This window comes from Streptomyces griseobrunneus (assembly GCF_046713465.1).
GTDB classification, from domain to species: domain Bacteria; phylum Actinomycetota; class Actinomycetes; order Streptomycetales; family Streptomycetaceae; genus Streptomyces; species Streptomyces microflavus.
The window spans coordinates 1473234-1488923 of sequence record NZ_CP177080.1 but is presented as its reverse complement, the minus strand read 5'-3'; the positions used below and the strand labels follow the sequence as shown (position 1 = coordinate 1488923).

Genomic DNA, 15690 nt, shown 5'->3' with positions numbered 1-15690 from the left:
CATGTGCTCGTACTGCGTTGAGGGCATGACGGGGTGCGGAGGAGTTGCATGCGGAGACCACCCCCTGACCGGTGAAGTCGCCTCTGTGCGGGCCCCGTTACGCATGTTCCGATGGCGCAACAGTCTCCGGCCGGCGCCGCTTCGGGGACGGCGGGCGAACCTATGATCGGCACGGTGTCGAGGGAGAGCGGGGGAAGTGCCGTGGGCTGTCAAGGGCCGTTAGGTGCACGCTGGTTCGGTGGACGGGGGCGGCGCGCCGCGCTGCTCCTCGCGATCGTTCCGGTGCTGCTCGCCGGATGCTCAGGAGGCGGTGGCGACAGCCCCGGCACGGAGAACCGGAAGGCTCCGGCCGGCGGCGGCCGGAGCACGGGCACCGCCACCGGGGCCGACACCCCGGCCCTGCCCGAACCCGACCCCGCCCGTCTTCCCCGGACCCGGGCCGCCGCGCTCGACCTCATAGGCCGGGTCATCGCCGGGCCAGACAGCTTCGGCCCCGGGGTGGTGAAGCGGAGTCCGTACGAGAGTGGGGCGGCCACCTGGCCCGTGCTCGGTCCGGACTGCGTCTGGACCCAGGAGAAGCCCGCCGACACCGTCCTGGCCACCCGCACCCGTTCCTTCGAGGTGCCCGCGGCCCAGGGCAAGGGGCCCGTCCGGCTCGCCGCGGTCGTCACCGTCCACCGCAGCCGCGAGGACGCGGAGTGGGAGATGGCGGAGTCCATCGAGGAGACCATGCGCTGCCCCACGCAACAGCTCACCGCCGGCGAGCAGATCGGGGGCATGGTCGCGGCCGCACTGCTCGGGGGAGAGGACACCCAGCGAAACTCCGAGGACGCGCTGACCGAGGTCGGGGAGTACCGGTCCACCGAGCTCGGCGGGCCGCACCACTACTCCTGGCAGCAGGCGCAGACGTACCAGGTCACCGTCGCCGTGACCGGTAAGGGGGCCGAGGGGCGTACCGAGGAAGAGATCGACGCCCTCGTCACCCAGGCGCAGGCCACCATGCTGGTCCGACTGGAATCCGCCGTCGAGAAGCAGAGCTGAGGCCGGGCGATGGACGCACTACGACCGGGCGATCCCGCACGCATCGGCGGACACCGGCTCCTGGGCCGCCTCGGAGCGGGCGGCATGGGTGTCGTCTACCTCGGACGCACCGAGGCCGGAGCGCTCGCCGCCATCAAGGTGATCCTCCCCGAGCACGCCGGGGACGAGGACTTCCGGACCCGCTTCCGCCGCGAGGCCGAGGCCGCCCGCCGGGTGGACAGCCCCTGGGCCGTCCCGGTCACCGGCGCCGACACCGAGTCCGAAAAACCCTGGCTGGCGACGGAGTTCGTGCCAGGACCGACACTCTCCGAGGTCGTCGCCCGCTGCGGTCCGCTGCCCACCCGCAGCGTCCAGGTCCTCGGCCGGCTGCTCTCCCGCGCCCTGACCTCCGTACACGGTGCCGGACTTGTCCACCGGGACGTCAAACCGGGCAACGTCCTCCTGACGGCGGACGGCCCCCGGCTCATCGACTTCGGGATCGCCCGCGCCGCCGAGGCCACCGCGCTGACCGCCACCGGTCTCGTCGTCGGCACCCCCGGCTTCCTCCCGCCCGAGCAGGCGACCGGAGCCGGGGCGGGCGCCGGACCGGAGGGGGACGTCTTCTCGCTCGGCTGCCTCCTGGCGTACGCGGCCACCGGCCGGCCGCCCTTCGGCAGCGGGGCCGTCGACGCCCTGCTCTACCGCACGGTCCACGACGAACCCGACCTCGCCGGGGTCGACGACCCCGCACTCCGCGCCCTGCTCGGCGAGTGCCTGGCCAAGGACCCCGCCGCCCGTCCGGCCGCCGCCGACCTGGACACCAGGATCGCCGAGGACGTCCCGGGCGACGGCGTGAGCGCCGACTGGCTGCCCGAGGACGTCGCCCGGATGATCGCGGAACGGTCCGCGGCGATGCTGGCGCTGCCCGACATCGAAGCCACCGTGAACACGTCGGCCACCGCCCCCGCCCCCGCCCGGCGACGGTTCCTGGCGCTCGCGGCAGGCGGCGCGGTGGCCCTAGGGGCAGGCACCTTCGCCGCCGTACGACTGATCGGCGACGAACCCGACGGCCGGAGCGGCGCCTCTGCGGCCGGGCGGCGCTGGGTCATCGGCGTACACGCCGATCTCACGGGCGCCCAGAAGGCGGCCGGGCGGGCGCAGGAACGTGGGGTGCGGCTGGCCGTCGACCGCTTCAACTCCCTTACCGGAAAGCCCTTTACGCTCGCGGTGAAGGTGCTCGACGACGGGGGCGACCCGGCACGGTCCGCCCGGGTCGCCGAGGAGTTCGCCCGCGACCGGGACGTCCTCGCGGTCATCGGCCCGACCGGTGACGCGGCCACCGGGACCGCGCTGCCCGCGTACGACGAAGCGGTGCTGCCCCTGCTGACGGTGTCGTCGTTGCAGATCTCCTATCCGGCCCGGGTCAACGCCGCCTTCTTCCAGGCCTCTCCCTCCTACGCGGCCCTCTCCATGCCCATCGTCACCCGGCTCCTCCTGCGCCCCGACGTGGAGCGGCTCGGCGTCCTGATCGACCGGTCCGGCGGGCAGGCCGCGTACCAGGCGGGATACGCGACCAACCTGATGACCCCGAGCCTCACCACCGGCACCACCCACCCGCGCGTGGTCCCGGCCGGGACCTCCGACCTCGGGCCGGTGATCGCGGACCTGCTCGGCCACCGCAGCGACGCGCTCTTCTACGCGGGGGACGCGGCGGGTGGAGCGCGGGCCGCCCGCGCCCTGGCCGCGACGCCGTTCAAGGGGCCGAGCATGGCGCAACACACCGTCATGCGGCCGGAGTTCCTGGAGCGGGCCGGGGATACCGCCGAGGGGTGGGAGTTCATCGCCCCCTTCACGGACGCGGGCGGCGTGTCCGGTACGCCCGGCGCGCCCGGTGCGGCCGACTTCGCCGCCGCGCACCGGAAACGCTTCGGTGCCGCCCCCGCCGCCTGGTCCGCCGAGGCGTACGACGTCGCCGGGCTCGTCGCCCAGGAGGTGGCCGCCCTGGTGGGCTCCGCCACGAAGGGCGGCGGGGGCCCCACCGGTTCACCGACCGCCACACCCTCCGGGGGCACGTCCTCCGGAAGCACGCCCTCCGCGGACGGCCGCCCCGGCCGCGCCGCGCTCGTCGCCGCCATCGCCACTTCCCGGTACGAGGGCATCTCCCGGACCTACGCCTTCGACGAGGAGCGGCAGCAACTGGTGGGCCAGGACGCCCACCTCTACCGGGCGGAGGGCGGCCGCTACCGCTACCTCGGCCCGGCCCCGAAACCGAAGAGCTGACGTGCAACCCCTCGCCTCCCAGGACCCGTGTGCCGTCGGCCCGTACCGCACGCTGGCCCGGCTCGGCGCGGGCGGCATGGGCGTGGTCTACCTGGCGCGCTCGGCCGGCGGGACGCTCGCCGCCGTGAAGGTCATCCGCGCCGACCACGCCGCCGACCCCGGATTCCGGGCGCGGTTCCGCCGGGAGGCGGAGGCCGCCGGGCGGATCACCGGGCCGTGGGTGGTACCGGTGCTCGACGCGGACACCGAGGCCCGCGAACCGTGGCTGGCAACCGCCTTCGTCCCCGGGCCGTCCCTGGGCGAGGTCGTCGGCGCCCGGGGCGCGTTGCCCGCCGCGACCGTACGGGCGCTCGGGGCGCGGCTCGCGGCGGCCCTGGTCACGGTGCACGGGGGCGGGCTGATCCACCGCGACCTGAAGCCCGGCAACGTTCTGCTCGCCCTGGACGGGCCCCGGCTCATCGACTTCGGGATCGCCCGGCACGCGGGCGCGACCGCCCTCACCGCGACCGACGCCGTGATCGGGACCCCCGGCTACCTCGCGCCCGAACAGGCGTCGGCCGGACCGGTCGGACCGGCGTGCGACGTCTTCTCGCTGGGCTGCGTCCTGGTGTACGCGGTCACGGGGCGGCGCCCGTTCGGCGAGGGCGCCCCGGCGGGCGTCCTGTTCCGGACGGTCCACGAGGAACCGGAGCTGGACGGCGTACCGCACGCCTTGCTGCCCCTGGTCACGGCCTGCCTGGCGAAGGCCCCGGAGGACCGTCCGACGGCGGGGGAGGTGGCGGACGCGCTGGCGGCAGGCGGCGGGGGAGAGGACCCGCGCGAGGCGTTGGCCCTGGTCTCCGCACCCGCCCCCTGGTCGCTCCCCGGCCTCCCCGCCCTGATCGCCGAACGCTCGGCCGCCGCCCTCGCGCTGCCCGACCCCGACCCCCTCCTCCCCGCCACCGCCGTACCCGACGCAGGCCCGCCCTCCGGCCGCGACCTCACCCGCCGCAGGCTCCTCACCGCCGGGGCGGCCGGGGCCGTCCTCCTGACGGGCGGCTCCACGGCGGCCTGGATCGCCACGCGGCGGCGGAACGGGAGCGCCGGACCGCAGGGGCCGGGCGAGCCCCCCACCCGCACCATCGGCCTCCACGCCGACCTCAGCGGCCCCGGCCGCGCCACCGGACTGGCCCACCTGCGCGGCGCCCGGCTCGCCGTCGCCGACCACAACTCCCGTACCGGCAAAGCCTTCCGCCTCGCCCTGCGCACCGAGGACGACGCGGGGGAACCGGCGCGGGCCCTGCGCTCGGCCGACCGGCTGGCGGCGGACCCCGACGTCATCGCGGTCCTCGGCCCGACCGGTGACGTGCTGCCCGAGGACGTCGTCCTGCGGTACGGAAAGGCGCGGCTCGCCACGGTCGTCGTCGCGGCGGGCTCCACCACCGCGGGGTCCGGCGCGAGCCTCCCGCTCTGCGTGACCCGGCCCTACGACGGCAGCCTCGCCCCCGGCCTCGTCAGCTACCTGGTCCACACCCGTCCCGCACAGCGCATCCTCCTCGTGTCGGACGCGGCGGACCCCGACCGGAGCTGGAAGACCGGCTCCGCCTTCCGTGATGCGGCCCTCACCGGCGCCACCCTCACCGAACACCTCCTCCCCGAGGGCGCGTCGGGGTTCCGCCCGGCGGCCCGCCGGGCCACCGCCATCAGGGCCGACGCCGTCATCCACGCGGGCCGCTCCGCACCCCGCGCCGCCCTCCTGGCCACCGCCCTCGCGGCCGAAGGCTTCACCGGCACCCGGGTCGGCGCCGGACCCGCCCTCGGGCCCGCCTTCCTCAAGGGCGCGGGGAAAGCCGCCGACGGCTGGGTCTTCGCCGAGGCGTACGCCGACGCGGTGGCGCTCCCGTCGGCCGCGAAGTTCACCGCCGCCCACCGCGCTCGCTTCGGCGCACCGCCCGCCACCTGGGCCGCCGAGGCGTACGACGCCGTCGGCCTGATCGCCCGGGCCGCGGCGGCGACGAGTGCCGCGGGCGCGGAGCGCGACGGCCTGGCGCAGCGGCTGTTCCGGACCGAGCACCGGGGGATCGTCCGCACCCTGGCGTTCCACGCCCCGACCCGCCAGGTCCGGTACGAGAACGGGATCTTCCTCTACCGGATCGAGAAGGGCCGCCCCCGCTTCCTGGGCCCGTACGGCGAGGTCTGACCACGAGCGGGCTGTGACCTCCCGGTCACGGCTGAGGCACACCCGGCTGTGAACCCACGGCCAGGTGTGAAGCACACCTGCGACCGCGCTTAAGAAATCCTCGATGGACCCGGGCCCCCGTCGTACGGCAGCCTTCTCCGTGACGGCCGGGGACGGTGCGTGGAGCCGCACGGGCGTGTTCCGGCCCGTCCCGCCGTATCCCCGCCCCCACCATGGGGGTGACCCCGAAAAGACCACCCCGGGCCGCAGGGTTCCTCCGACATGCCCCGAGGCCCGGGGTATCCACCACCCGCGTACCAACGTGCAGGGAGCCGCAGCCGTGAAGGCACTCGTCAAGCAGAAGGCCGAACCGGGACTGTGGCTGATGGACGTGCCGGAGCCGGAGTACGGCCCCGCGGACGTCCTGATCAAGGTCCTGCGTACCGGGATCTGCGGCACCGACCTGCACATCCGCGCCTACGACGGCTGGGCCCAGCAGGCGGTCACCACCCCGCTGATCCTCGGCCACGAGTTCGTCGGCGAGGTCGCGGCCCTCGGCTCCGGCGTCGCGGACATCGCGGTCGGTGACCTGGTCAGCGGCGAGGGCCACCTGGTCTGCGGAAAGTGCCGCAACTGTCTCGCCGGCCGCCGCCACCTCTGCCGCTCCACCGTCGGCCTCGGCGTCGGCCGGGACGGGGCGTTCGCGGAGTACGTGGTCCTGCCCGCCTCCAACGTGTGGGTGCACCGGGTCCCCGTCGACCTCGACATCGCGGCGATCTTCGACCCGTTCGGCAACGCCGTGCACACCGCGCTCTCCTTCCCGCTGGTCGGCGAGGACGTCCTGATCACCGGCGCCGGCCCGATCGGCATCATGGCCGCCGCCGTCGCCAAGCACGCCGGCGCCCGCAACGTCGTCATCACCGACGTCAGCGAGGCCCGCCTCGCCCTCGCCCGCAAGGTCGGCGTCAGCCTCGCCCTCAACGTCGCGGACCGGACCATCGCGGACGGGCAGCGGGAGCTCGGCCTGCGCGAGGGCTTCGACATCGGCCTGGAGATGTCCGGCCGCCCCGAGGCGATGCGCGACATGGTCGCGAACATGACGCACGGCGGCCGGATCGCGATGCTCGGCCTGCCCGCCGAGGAGTTCGCCGTCGACTGGTCCCGGATCGTCACCTCGATGATCACCATCAAGGGGATCTACGGCCGCGAGATGTACGAGACCTGGTACGCCATGTCCGTCCTGCTGGAGGGCGGCCTCGACCTCGCCCCCGTGATCACCGGCCGGTACGGCTTCCGCGACTTCGAAGCGGCCTTCGACGACGCCGCGAGCGGCCTCGGCGGCAAGGTCATCCTCGACTGGACCGTCTGACCCGTCGAACCTTCTCTCGAAGCTCTTCTCGCATCCCTTTTAAGGAATCCAGCATGTTCGACTCCGTACGCGACGATCTGCGCACGACCCTCGACGAGATCCGCGCCGCCGGGCTGCACAAGCCCGAGCGCGTGATCGGCACCCCGCAGTCCGCGACCGTGGCCGTCACCTCCGGCGGCCGCGCCGGTGAGGTCCTCAACTTCTGCGCCAACAACTACCTGGGCCTCGCCGACCTCCCCGAGGTCGTCGCCGCCGCCCACGAGGCGCTGGACCGCTGGGGCTACGGGCTCGCCTCGGTCCGCTTCATCTGCGGAACCCAGGAGGTCCACAAGGAGCTGGAGCAGCGCCTTTCGGCCTTCCTCGGCCAGGAGGACACGATCCTCTACTCCTCCTGCTTCGACGCCAACGGCGGAGTCTTCGAGACGATCCTCGGCCCCGAGGACGCGGTCATCTCCGACGCCCTCAACCACGCCTCGATCATCGACGGCATCCGGCTCTGCAAGGCCCAGCGCTTCCGCTACGCCAACCGTGACCTGGCCGATCTGGAGAAGCAGCTCAAGGAGGCGTCCGGCGCCCGCCGCCGCCTGATCGTCACCGACGGCGTCTTCTCCATGGACGGGTACGTGGCCCCGCTCCAGGAGATCTGCGACCTGGCCGACCGTTACGACGCCATGGTCATGGTCGACGACTCGCACGCCGTCGGCTTCGTCGGCCCCGGCGGCCGCGGCACGCCCGAGCTGCACGGCGTCATGGACCGGGTCGACATCATCACCGGCACCCTCGGCAAGGCGCTGGGCGGCGCCTCCGGCGGTTACGTCGCGGCCCGCGCCGAGATCGTCGCGCTGCTGCGCCAGCGCTCGCGCCCGTACCTCTTCTCCAACTCCCTCGCCCCGGTCATCGCCGCCACCTCCCTCAAGGTCATCGACCTGCTGGAGTCCGCCGGCGACCTGCGCGACCAGCTCAACGCCAACACCGCGCTCTTCCGTACCCGGATGACCGAGGAGGGCTTCGAGATCCTGCCCGGCGACCACGCGATCGCCCCCGTGATGATCGGGGACGCGGCGAAGGCGGCCCGGCTGGCGGAGCTGCTCCTGGAGCGCGGGGTGTACGTGATCGGGTTCTCGTACCCCGTCGTCCCGCAGGGTGCCGCGCGCATCCGCGTCCAGCTCTCCGCCGCCCACTCCACCGCCGACGTCAACCGCGCGGTGGACGCCTTCGTCGACGCCCGGGCGGCCCTCGACGCGGAGGCGTGACCACCGGGTCGGGGCCCCGGCCGCGACCTGGGACAATGGGCACATGATCGATGCGCGGCGGCTGCGAATCCTCCGTGCGGTGGCCGACCACCGCACCGTGACCGCGGCCGCCGCCGCGTTGTACCTGACGCCCTCCGCCGTCTCCCAGCAGCTCGCCGCCCTGGAGCAGGAGACCGGCCACCGCCTCGTCGAGCGCAGCGCGCGCGGCGCCCGGCTCACCGCCGCCGGGGAGATCCTCCTCAGCCACGCCAACGTGGTCCTGGCCCAGCTGGAGCGGGCGGAGGCGGAGCTCGCCGACTACAGCGCGGGCGTCGCCGGTACGGTCACGGTCGCCGCGTTCGCCACCGGCATCGGCCTCGTCCTCGCCCCCGCCCTCACCGAGCTGGCCCGCACCGCCCCCGGCATCCGGGTCAAGGTCCAGGACGCGGAGGGCGACGCGAGTGTGCCGATGGTGCTGGACCGGCAGGTCGATGTGGCGGTGGCGGTGGAGTACCGGGGCGCGCCCGCCGAGGACGACCGGCGCCTCACCCGGGTCCCGCTCTACTCGGAGCCGTTCGACGCGGTGCTCCCGGTGGACCACCGCCTCGCCGGCCAGGACCAGGTGGCGGTCGCCGACCTCGCCAAGGACCCGTGGATCGGGCCGTACCCGGGCAATCCGTGCCACGAGGTGGTGGTCCTGGCCTGCGAGTTCGCCGGGTTCGAACCCCGCCTGGAGCACTCGTCGGACGACTTCCGGGCGGTGGTCGCGCTGGCCGGGGCGGACGCGGGGGTGGCGCTGGTGCCGAGGTCGGCCCTGCGCGGGGTGGAGCTGACCGGGGTGGTCGTCCGCCCGGTGGAGGGCAGCGCCCCCACCCGCCGCGTCTTCGCCGCCGTACGCCAGGGGGCCGAGGGGCATCCGCTGATCCGGCCGGTGCTGGACGCGATGGAGGCGGTGGCGGTACGGGAGGCGGGGCTGGCCCGGGCGTGAGCGGAGGGCTTACGCCTGCCGCTCAGCCGATCCGGGCCGTACGCCGGATCCGGATCCTGCCGCCCCACCACCGCCCGGACGGGGACATCCCCGCCCGCCCCGGGTCGTAGAGGATCTGCCAGCCCACCAGCGCCACAAGGATCCCGATCGTCGCCCACGCGGCCAGCCGTACGCCCGGCGGAGCCAGCGCCACGGCCACCGCCACGCACGGCAGCCCCCAGCCCAGCACCCACACCCGGTCGGCCCGCTCCGCGAGCGGCAGCGTCGCGACCACGCCCGCCGCGAAGTACCCCGCCAGCGCCCCGCACAGCAGCCAGTGCTGCCCCTTCGGCAGTACGTCGTCGAAGTGGGCGACCGCCGAGCCCAGGGCGGTGGCCAGCGCGTCCAGAAAACCGGTCGTCACGGCGTGCAGCAGCATCGCGAGAGGGGGAGCGAGCGCGTCCTTGCGCAGGTGCGGGATGCCGTTGGTGCCGTACAGCAGGCTCAGGGTGCAGACCCCGGCCAGCAGCCCGGACGCCCCGAGCCCGGTGGCGGCCAGGGGCAGGTCCCAGTCGTCGCGTTCGGAGGCGGCGTCGATGACCTGGATGATCCCCTCGCCCAGCACGATGATCACGTACAGCCCGAGCCGTTCGCCCATGTGCGCGGTGTCGACGCGCGATTCGCTGAGCCGGGGCGGCGAGGGCGCGGCGGCGTGCGGCGGACCCGGTGGCGGCCGGTCACCACGGCGTGCGGCCATCCCCTCGGCCATCCGCCGCAGGGTGCGGTCGCGGGTGGAGACGAGCAGGGTGACGATGTCGACCGCGATGCCCAGCGCCCAGATGTGGGCCGAATGGCGACGGGTCAGTCCGTCGGCTGCAGCAGGTCCCAGCGGTTGCCGTACAGGTCCTCGAAGACCGCGACCGAGCCGTACGTCTCGTGCCGGGGTTCCTCCAGGAAGCGCACACCGGCCGCGCTCATCCGGGCATGGTCGCCCGCGAAGTCCTCCGTGTGCAGGAAGAAGCCGACCCGCCCGCCGGTCTGCGCCCCCACGCTCGCCTCCTGCGCCCCGTCCTTCGCACGGGCCAGCAGCAGCCCCGTACCGGACGCCGCCCCGCGCGGGCGCACCACCACCCAGCGGGATCCGTCGCCCCGGTCGGTGTCCTCCACCAGCTCGAAGCCGAGCGCGTCGCGGTAGAAGGCGACGGCCTCGTCGTAGTCGCGGACGACCAGGGTGACCAGGGCGATGTGGGACATGGGCCTCTCCAGAGGATCGAGAAGTGGTTATACGTAACACTAACGCTTCCCGTCCCCGCCCCCGCACAATGCCCCGCATGGACTTCCTGGACACCACGACCCCCGGCGGCCTCGCCGACGCGACGGACCGGGCCCGCCGCCTCGCGGAGACCGGCCGGCGGCGCGTCCTCGGGATCGCCGGACCGCCCGGGGCCGGAAAGTCCACCCTGGCGGAACGGCTGACCGAGGCTCTGGAGGGGCGTGCCGTCCTCGTCCCCATGGACGGCTTCCACCTTGCGGGCGCCGAGCTGGAGCGCCTCGGCCGCGCCGGCCGGAAGGGCGCCCCCGACACCTTCGACGCGGCCGGGTACACGGCGCTCCTGCGGCGCCTGCGCGACCCGGATCCGGTCCGCCCGGTGTACGCCCCCGCCTTCGACCGCGCCTTGGAGGAGCCGGTCGCCGGAGCCCTGGCCGTACCGCCGGACGTACCGCTCGTCATCACCGAGGGCAACTACCTGCTGCTCGACGAGGGGCCGTGGGCGGCGGTGCGCGGGCTGCTGGACGAGGTGTGGTTCCTGGATCTCGATCCGGAGGTCCGGGTGCGGCGGCTCGTCGAGCGCCATGTGCGGTACGGGAAGCCTCCGGTGGTCGCGCGGGAGTGGGTGGAGCGGTCCGACGAGGCGAACGCCCGGCTGGTGGAGAGCTGCCGGGACCGGGCCGACGTGGTGGTGCGGCTGCCGTCGTGACCGGGCTGCCCGCCGGGTGGGGTGTACGCCCGCGAACCTGTTCGCGTACACCCCGCCCGGCGGGCAGGATGCAGGAAGCCACGCGCCCTGCCGCACCCCCGCACCGCCAGGAGGCCCCGATGTCCAGCCCGAACCCGCCCGCGCCGCACCCCGTGCCCTTCACCGCCGAGGACTACCGGGCCCGGATGGCGAGGGCGGCCGACTCGGCCGCCGAGGCCGGGCTGGCCGGGGTGATCGTCGCGCCAGGCCCCGACCTCGTCCACCTGACCGGCTACCGGCCCGTCTCCACCGAACGCCTCACCCTCCTCGTCCTGCGGGCCGGTGAGGAACCGGTCCTGGTCGTCCCCACCCTGGAGGCGCCCGACGCGGCGGCCGCCGCCGGGGCGCCCGCGCTCGCCCTGCGGGACTGGACCGACGGCGTGGACCCGTACGCGGTGGCCTCCCCGCTGCTCGCGACCCAGGGCCGCTTCGCCGTCAGCGACAACGCCTGGGCGATGCACCTCCTGGGCCTCCAGCGGGCCCTGCCCGACACCACGTACACCGCCCTCACCGAGGCGCTCCCGATGCTCCGCGCGGTGAAGGACGCCGCCGAGCTGGAGCGCCTGGCGGCGGCGGGGGCGGCGGCGGACGCCACGTACGAGGAGATCCTGAAGGTGCGCTTCTCCGGCCGCCGGGAGACCGATGTGGCCGCCGATCTCGCCGCGCTGCTCCAGCACTTCGGCCACTCCCAGGTCGACTTCACCGTCGTCGGCTCCGGACCCAACGGCGCCAACCCGCACCACGAGGCCGGTGAACGCACCATCGAGCGCGGCGACATGGTCGTCCTGGACTTCGGCGGCCTGAAGCACGGTTACGGCTCCGACACCTCCCGTACGGTCCACGTCGGCGAGCCCACCGCCGAGGAGCAGCGGGTCCACGACATCGTCCGCGAGGCCCAGCAGGCGGGCTGCGCCGCCGTCCGGCCCGGGGTCGCCTGCCAGGAGATCGACCGCGCCGCCCGCGCGGTGATCCTGGAGTTCGGCTACGGAGACCGGTTCATCCACCGCACCGGCCACGGCATCGGCGTCACCACCCATGAACCCCCGTACATGATCGAGGGCGAGGAGCAGCCGCTCGTCCCCGGCATGTGCTTCTCCGTCGAGCCGGGCATCTACCTCCCCGGCCGCTTCGGGGTCCGGATCGAGGACATCGTGACCGTCACCGAGGACGGCGGCCGCCGCCTCAACGCCACCGCACGCGAGCTGGCCATCGTGGAGTAGCCGACAGGTCGGGGGAGTTCAGTCGTCCGCCAGCACCACGCACGACTCCGGCGGCAGGTGCAGCACCCCGTCCGCCCCCGGTGCCCCGACCGGCTCCCAGGCCGCCACCACCCGCCCGCCGACGCGCCGGTGGCGGCCCGAGCCGAGCGGGATCGCGGCCGGCTTGTCCGCCAGGTTCACCGCGATCCGCAGATCGCCCCTGCGGTACGCGATCCAGCGGGCGTCCTCGTCGAAGGCGGTCTTCACCGAGGCCAGGTCGGGGTCGTGGAGGTCGGGCAACGTCCGCCGCAGCGCGATCAGCCGGCGGTACCAGTCCAGCAGCCGCGCGTGCGGTGCACGCTCCGGCTCTCCCCAGTCCAGACAGGAGCGGTCCCGGGTCGCCGGGTCCTGCGGGTCGGGGATCTCCTCCTCCGCCCAGCCGTGCGCGCCGAACTCCCGCCGTCTGCCGTTGCGTACGGCCTCCGCCAGTTCCGGATCGGTGTGGTCGGTGAAGAACTGCCACGGGGTGCGCGCCCCCCACTCCTCGCCCATGAACAGCATCGGCGTGAACGGGCCGGTCAGTACGAGGGTGGCGGCGCACGCCTGGAGGCCGGGGGAGAGGGAGGCGGCGAGGCGGTCGCCGAGGGCCCGGTTGCCGATCTGGTCGTGGGTCTGGGCGTAGCCGACGAAGCGGTGTGCCGGGGAGCGGGTCACGTCGACCGGGCGGCCGTGGGTGCGGCCCCGGAAGCTGGACCACGTCCCGTTGTGGAAGAACGCCGACGTCAGCGTCTTGGCCAGGGCGGCGAGCGGGGCCCGGGCGAAGTCCGAGTAGTAGCCCTGGGACTCACCGGTGAGCGCGGTGTGCAGGGCGTGGTGGAAGTCGTCGTTCCACTGGGCGTGCAGCCCGAGGCCGCCCGCCGGGCGCGGGGTGGTGGTGCGCGGGTCGCAGAGGTCGGACTCGGCGATCAGCCCCAGCGGCCGCCCCAGCTCCACCGCCAGCGCGTCGACAGCCGTCGACAGCTCCTCCAGGAAGGTGAGCGCCCGGGTGTCGGCGAGCGCGTGCACGGCGTCGAGGCGCAGCCCGTCGAGCCGGTAGTCCCGCAGCCAGGCCAGCGCGCTGCCCAGCAGGAACGCCCGCACCTCGTCCGAGCCCGGGGCGTCCAGATTGACCGCCGCGCCCCACGGGGTGTGATGGGTGTCGGTGAAGTACGGGCCGAAGGCGGGCAGATGGTTGCCGGACGGGCCCAGGTGGTTGTGGACCACGTCCAGGATCACCCCGAGCCCCAGCCCGTGCGCCGTGTCGACAAAACGCTTAAGTCCCTGCGGTCCGCCGTACGGCTCGTGCACCGCCCAGAGCGAGACACCCTCGTACCCCCACCCGTTGGTGCCGGGAAACGGGCAGACCGGCATCAGCGACACATGGGTGACGCCCAGCTCCGCCAGATGGCCCAGCCGTGCCGCCGCCGCGTCGAAGGTGCCCTCAGGGGTGTACGTCCCCACGTGCAGCTCGTACAGGACCGCCCGGGTCAGCCGCCGCCCGGCCCAGCCCTCGCGCCAGGCGTACGCCCCCTGGTCGACGACGGCGCTCGGCCCGTCGGGCCCGTCCGGCTGGCGCCGCGAACGGGGGTCGGGCAGCAGCGGCCCGTCGTCCACCCGGAACCCGTAACGCTCCCCGTCCACCGCCTCCGCCTCGGCGCTCCACCACCCCTCCCGCAGCGGGTCGCGCTCCATCGGGTAGCGGACCTCCGCCGCCTCCAGCACGACCGTGTCCGCCTCGGGGGCCCATACCTCGAACTGCATCCACCACTCCTCGTCACATAACGGATCGCCGGATCGCCAGGCCGCCGCGCGGACCGGAGGCGGGGCGCCATGACCGGCCCGCCGCGCGCCGGCGACCGCGTACCCGCGACCGCGCACCCCTAGAACCGGCCCGTCACCGGCCATTAAGGTCTGGTCCTGATCATTGCCCGGCCGGCTCCCGCTCATACAGGTTCTGTTCATACGTACGGCTCATGGAGGCCGAGATGCCCGTACCGCAGTTCCCGCCCGGCTTCCTCTGGGGAGCCTCCGCCTCCGCCTTCCAGACCGAAGGGGCGGTGGACGCCGACGGCAAGGGCCCCTCGGGCTGGGACGCCTTCGCCGCCCTGCCCGGCCGGATCAAGGACGGCACCGACACCACCCGGGGCACCGGCTTCCACGCCCGCTACCGCGAGGACGTCGCCCTGCTCTCCGGGCTCGGCGCCGACGCCTTCCGGTTCTCCATCAGCTGGCCCCGCGTGGTCCCGGGCGGCAGCGGAGCCGTCAACGCCGACGGCCTCGACTTCTACGACCGGCTCGTCGACGAGCTCTGCGCCCACGGCATCACCCCCGCCCCCACCCTCTACCACTGGGACACCCCGCTCCCGCTGGAGGAGACGGGCGGCTGGCTCGACCGGGACACCGCCTACCGCTTCGCCGAGTACGCGGGAATCGTCGCCGAGCGGCTCGCGGACCGGGTGCCGATGTGGATCACCATCAACGAACCCGCCGAGGTCACGATGCTCGGCTACGCCCTGGGCGAGCACGCCCCCGGCCGCGCTCTCCTCTTCGACGCCCTGCCCGCCGCCCACCACCAGCTCCTCGCCCACGGCCTCGCCGTCCGGGCCCTGCGTGCGGCGGGCGCCGACAACATCGGCATCGCCCTCTCCCACGCCCCGGTCTGGACGGCCGGCGACTCCGACGAGGACCGCTTCGGCGCGGAGCTGTACGACACGCTCACCAACTGGCTCTTCGCCGACCCCGTCCTCACCGGCCGCTACCCGGACGACGGCCTCGCCGCCCTGATGCCGGGCCCGGTCGCCGACGACCTCAAGGTCATCTCGACCCCGCTCGACTGGTACGGCGTCAACTACTACAACCCGACCCTCGTCGGTGCCCCCCGGCCGGAGGCCCTGGAGACCTTCTCCGGCTTCGCGATGCCCGCCGGACTCCCCTTCGGGATACGCGAGATCGAGGGGTACGAGAAGACCGGCTTCGGCTGGCCCGTGGTCCCCGAGGGGTTCACCGAGATCCTCACCCTGCTGCACCGCCGCTACGGCGACCGCCTCCCGCCGCTCCACATCACCGAGAACGGCTGTGCCCTGGACGAGCCGCTCGCCGACGACCGCCGTATCGCCTACCTGGAGAGCCACCTGACCGCCCTGCGCGCGGCGATGGACGCCGGGGTCGACGTACGGGGGTACTTCACCTGGTCGCTCACCGACAACGTGGAGTGGACGGAGGGGGCCTCGCAGCGGTTCGGCCTGGTTCACATCGACTACGAGACCCTCACCCGTACGCCGAAGGCCTCGTACGCCTGGTACCGCGACCTGATCCGCGCCCAGAAGCAGCAGCAGAAGCCGGAGCAGAAGCGGAACCCGGCGGTCGAGGGGGCTTACGCGGCTCCCCCCGAATGATCAATACTCGCGC

The 15690-nt window shown here is 74.2% G+C and carries 12 protein-coding genes; 9 read left to right on the top strand and 3 right to left on the bottom strand.

From position 1 onward, the window contains the following. Nucleotides 1-201: 201 nt before the first annotated feature. The 6 genes from ACK8N7_RS06640 to ACK8N7_RS06615 all read left to right on the top strand — a co-directional run bounded on the left by ACK8N7_RS06640 (nucleotide 202) and on the right by ACK8N7_RS06615 (nucleotide 9047). Entirely contained in the window at nucleotides 202-1041 is an 840-nt protein-coding gene (locus ACK8N7_RS06640; RefSeq protein WP_500445704.1) for a hypothetical protein, read from the top strand. A 9-nt stretch (nucleotides 1042-1050) separates the two neighbouring features. Then, nucleotides 1051-3300, top strand: a complete 2250-nt coding sequence (locus tag ACK8N7_RS06635) for a bifunctional serine/threonine-protein kinase/ABC transporter substrate-binding protein (RefSeq protein ID WP_500441427.1) — start codon at nucleotides 1051-1053, stop codon at nucleotides 3298-3300. A gap of 1 nt (nucleotide 3301) precedes the next feature. Then, nucleotides 3302-5479, top strand: a complete 2178-nt coding sequence (locus ACK8N7_RS06630) for a bifunctional serine/threonine-protein kinase/ABC transporter substrate-binding protein (RefSeq protein WP_500441425.1) — start codon at nucleotides 3302-3304, stop codon at nucleotides 5477-5479. A gap of 319 nt (nucleotides 5480-5798) precedes the next feature. After that, nucleotides 5799-6827, top strand: coding sequence for an L-threonine 3-dehydrogenase (gene tdh / locus ACK8N7_RS06625; protein WP_403211366.1), 1029 nt, complete (start codon nucleotides 5799-5801; stop codon nucleotides 6825-6827). Between the two features lie 53 nt (nucleotides 6828-6880). Continuing rightward, nucleotides 6881-8080 (top strand): glycine C-acetyltransferase, encoded by a 1200-nt coding sequence (locus ACK8N7_RS06620; RefSeq protein WP_500441423.1) that lies wholly within the window; start codon nucleotides 6881-6883, stop codon nucleotides 8078-8080. Between the two features lie 43 nt (nucleotides 8081-8123). Further along, the gene (locus ACK8N7_RS06615; protein ID WP_403211362.1) at nucleotides 8124-9047 is read left to right on the top strand and encodes a LysR family transcriptional regulator; all 924 of its coding nucleotides are present in this window, start codon (nucleotides 8124-8126) and stop codon (nucleotides 9045-9047) included. A gap of 22 nt (nucleotides 9048-9069) precedes the next feature. On the opposite strand, the gene ACK8N7_RS06610 is transcribed toward ACK8N7_RS06615, so the two are convergent. Further along, the gene (locus ACK8N7_RS06610; protein WP_500445702.1) at nucleotides 9070-9858 is read right to left on the bottom strand and encodes a low temperature requirement protein A; all 789 of its coding nucleotides are present in this window, start codon (nucleotides 9856-9858) and stop codon (nucleotides 9070-9072) included. Between the two features lie 29 nt (nucleotides 9859-9887). Beyond that, entirely contained in the window at nucleotides 9888-10280 is a 393-nt protein-coding gene (locus tag ACK8N7_RS06605) for a VOC family protein (protein ID WP_030562306.1), read from the bottom strand. A gap of 77 nt (nucleotides 10281-10357) precedes the next feature. On the opposite strand from ACK8N7_RS06605, the gene ACK8N7_RS06600 reads away from it, so the two are divergent. Together ACK8N7_RS06600 and ACK8N7_RS06595 are read left to right on the top strand one after the other, a co-directional pair. After that, a complete protein-coding gene (locus ACK8N7_RS06600; RefSeq protein WP_500441420.1) occupies nucleotides 10358-11005 on the top strand; it encodes a nucleoside/nucleotide kinase family protein in 648 nt (215 codons plus the stop codon). Nucleotides 11006-11124: 119 nt separating this feature from the next. Further along, the gene (locus tag ACK8N7_RS06595; RefSeq protein ID WP_500441418.1) at nucleotides 11125-12264 is read left to right on the top strand and encodes a M24 family metallopeptidase; all 1140 of its coding nucleotides are present in this window, start codon (nucleotides 11125-11127) and stop codon (nucleotides 12262-12264) included. A gap of 18 nt (nucleotides 12265-12282) precedes the next feature. Here the strand turns inward: ACK8N7_RS06595 and treZ are convergent, their stop codons facing one another. Then, nucleotides 12283-14043: a malto-oligosyltrehalose trehalohydrolase gene (gene treZ / locus ACK8N7_RS06590; protein ID WP_500441416.1), complete on the bottom strand. Its 1761-nt coding sequence runs from the start codon at nucleotides 14041-14043 to the stop codon at nucleotides 12283-12285. Nucleotides 14044-14267: 224 nt separating this feature from the next. Between treZ and ACK8N7_RS06585 the strand changes: the two genes are divergently transcribed. Beyond that, nucleotides 14268-15677 carry a GH1 family beta-glucosidase gene (locus tag ACK8N7_RS06585; RefSeq protein ID WP_500441414.1) on the top strand — a complete coding sequence of 470 codons (1410 nt, stop codon included), beginning with the start codon at nucleotides 14268-14270 and terminating at the stop codon, nucleotides 15675-15677. The last annotated feature ends 13 nt before the right edge of the window (nucleotides 15678-15690 follow it).

Excerpts from the sequence above, each read along its gene's own strand:
- treZ (WP_500441416.1), bottom strand. The coding sequence starts at position 14,043 with ATGCAGTTCGAGGTATGGGCCCCCGAGGCGGACACGGTCGTGCTGGAG.
- ACK8N7_RS06600 (WP_500441420.1), top strand. The coding sequence starts at position 10,358 with ATGGACTTCCTGGACACCACGACCCCCGGCGGCCTCGCCGACGCGACG.
- ACK8N7_RS06605 (WP_030562306.1), bottom strand. The coding sequence starts at position 10,280 with ATGTCCCACATCGCCCTGGTCACCCTGGTCGTCCGCGACTACGACGAG.
- ACK8N7_RS06620 (WP_500441423.1), top strand. The coding sequence starts at position 6,881 with ATGTTCGACTCCGTACGCGACGATCTGCGCACGACCCTCGACGAGATC.
- ACK8N7_RS06595 (WP_500441418.1), top strand. The coding sequence starts at position 11,125 with ATGTCCAGCCCGAACCCGCCCGCGCCGCACCCCGTGCCCTTCACCGCC.
- ACK8N7_RS06615 (WP_403211362.1), top strand. The coding sequence starts at position 8,124 with ATGATCGATGCGCGGCGGCTGCGAATCCTCCGTGCGGTGGCCGACCAC.
- ACK8N7_RS06585 (WP_500441414.1), top strand. The coding sequence starts at position 14,268 with ATGCCCGTACCGCAGTTCCCGCCCGGCTTCCTCTGGGGAGCCTCCGCC.
- ACK8N7_RS06635 (WP_500441427.1), top strand. The coding sequence starts at position 1,051 with ATGGACGCACTACGACCGGGCGATCCCGCACGCATCGGCGGACACCGG.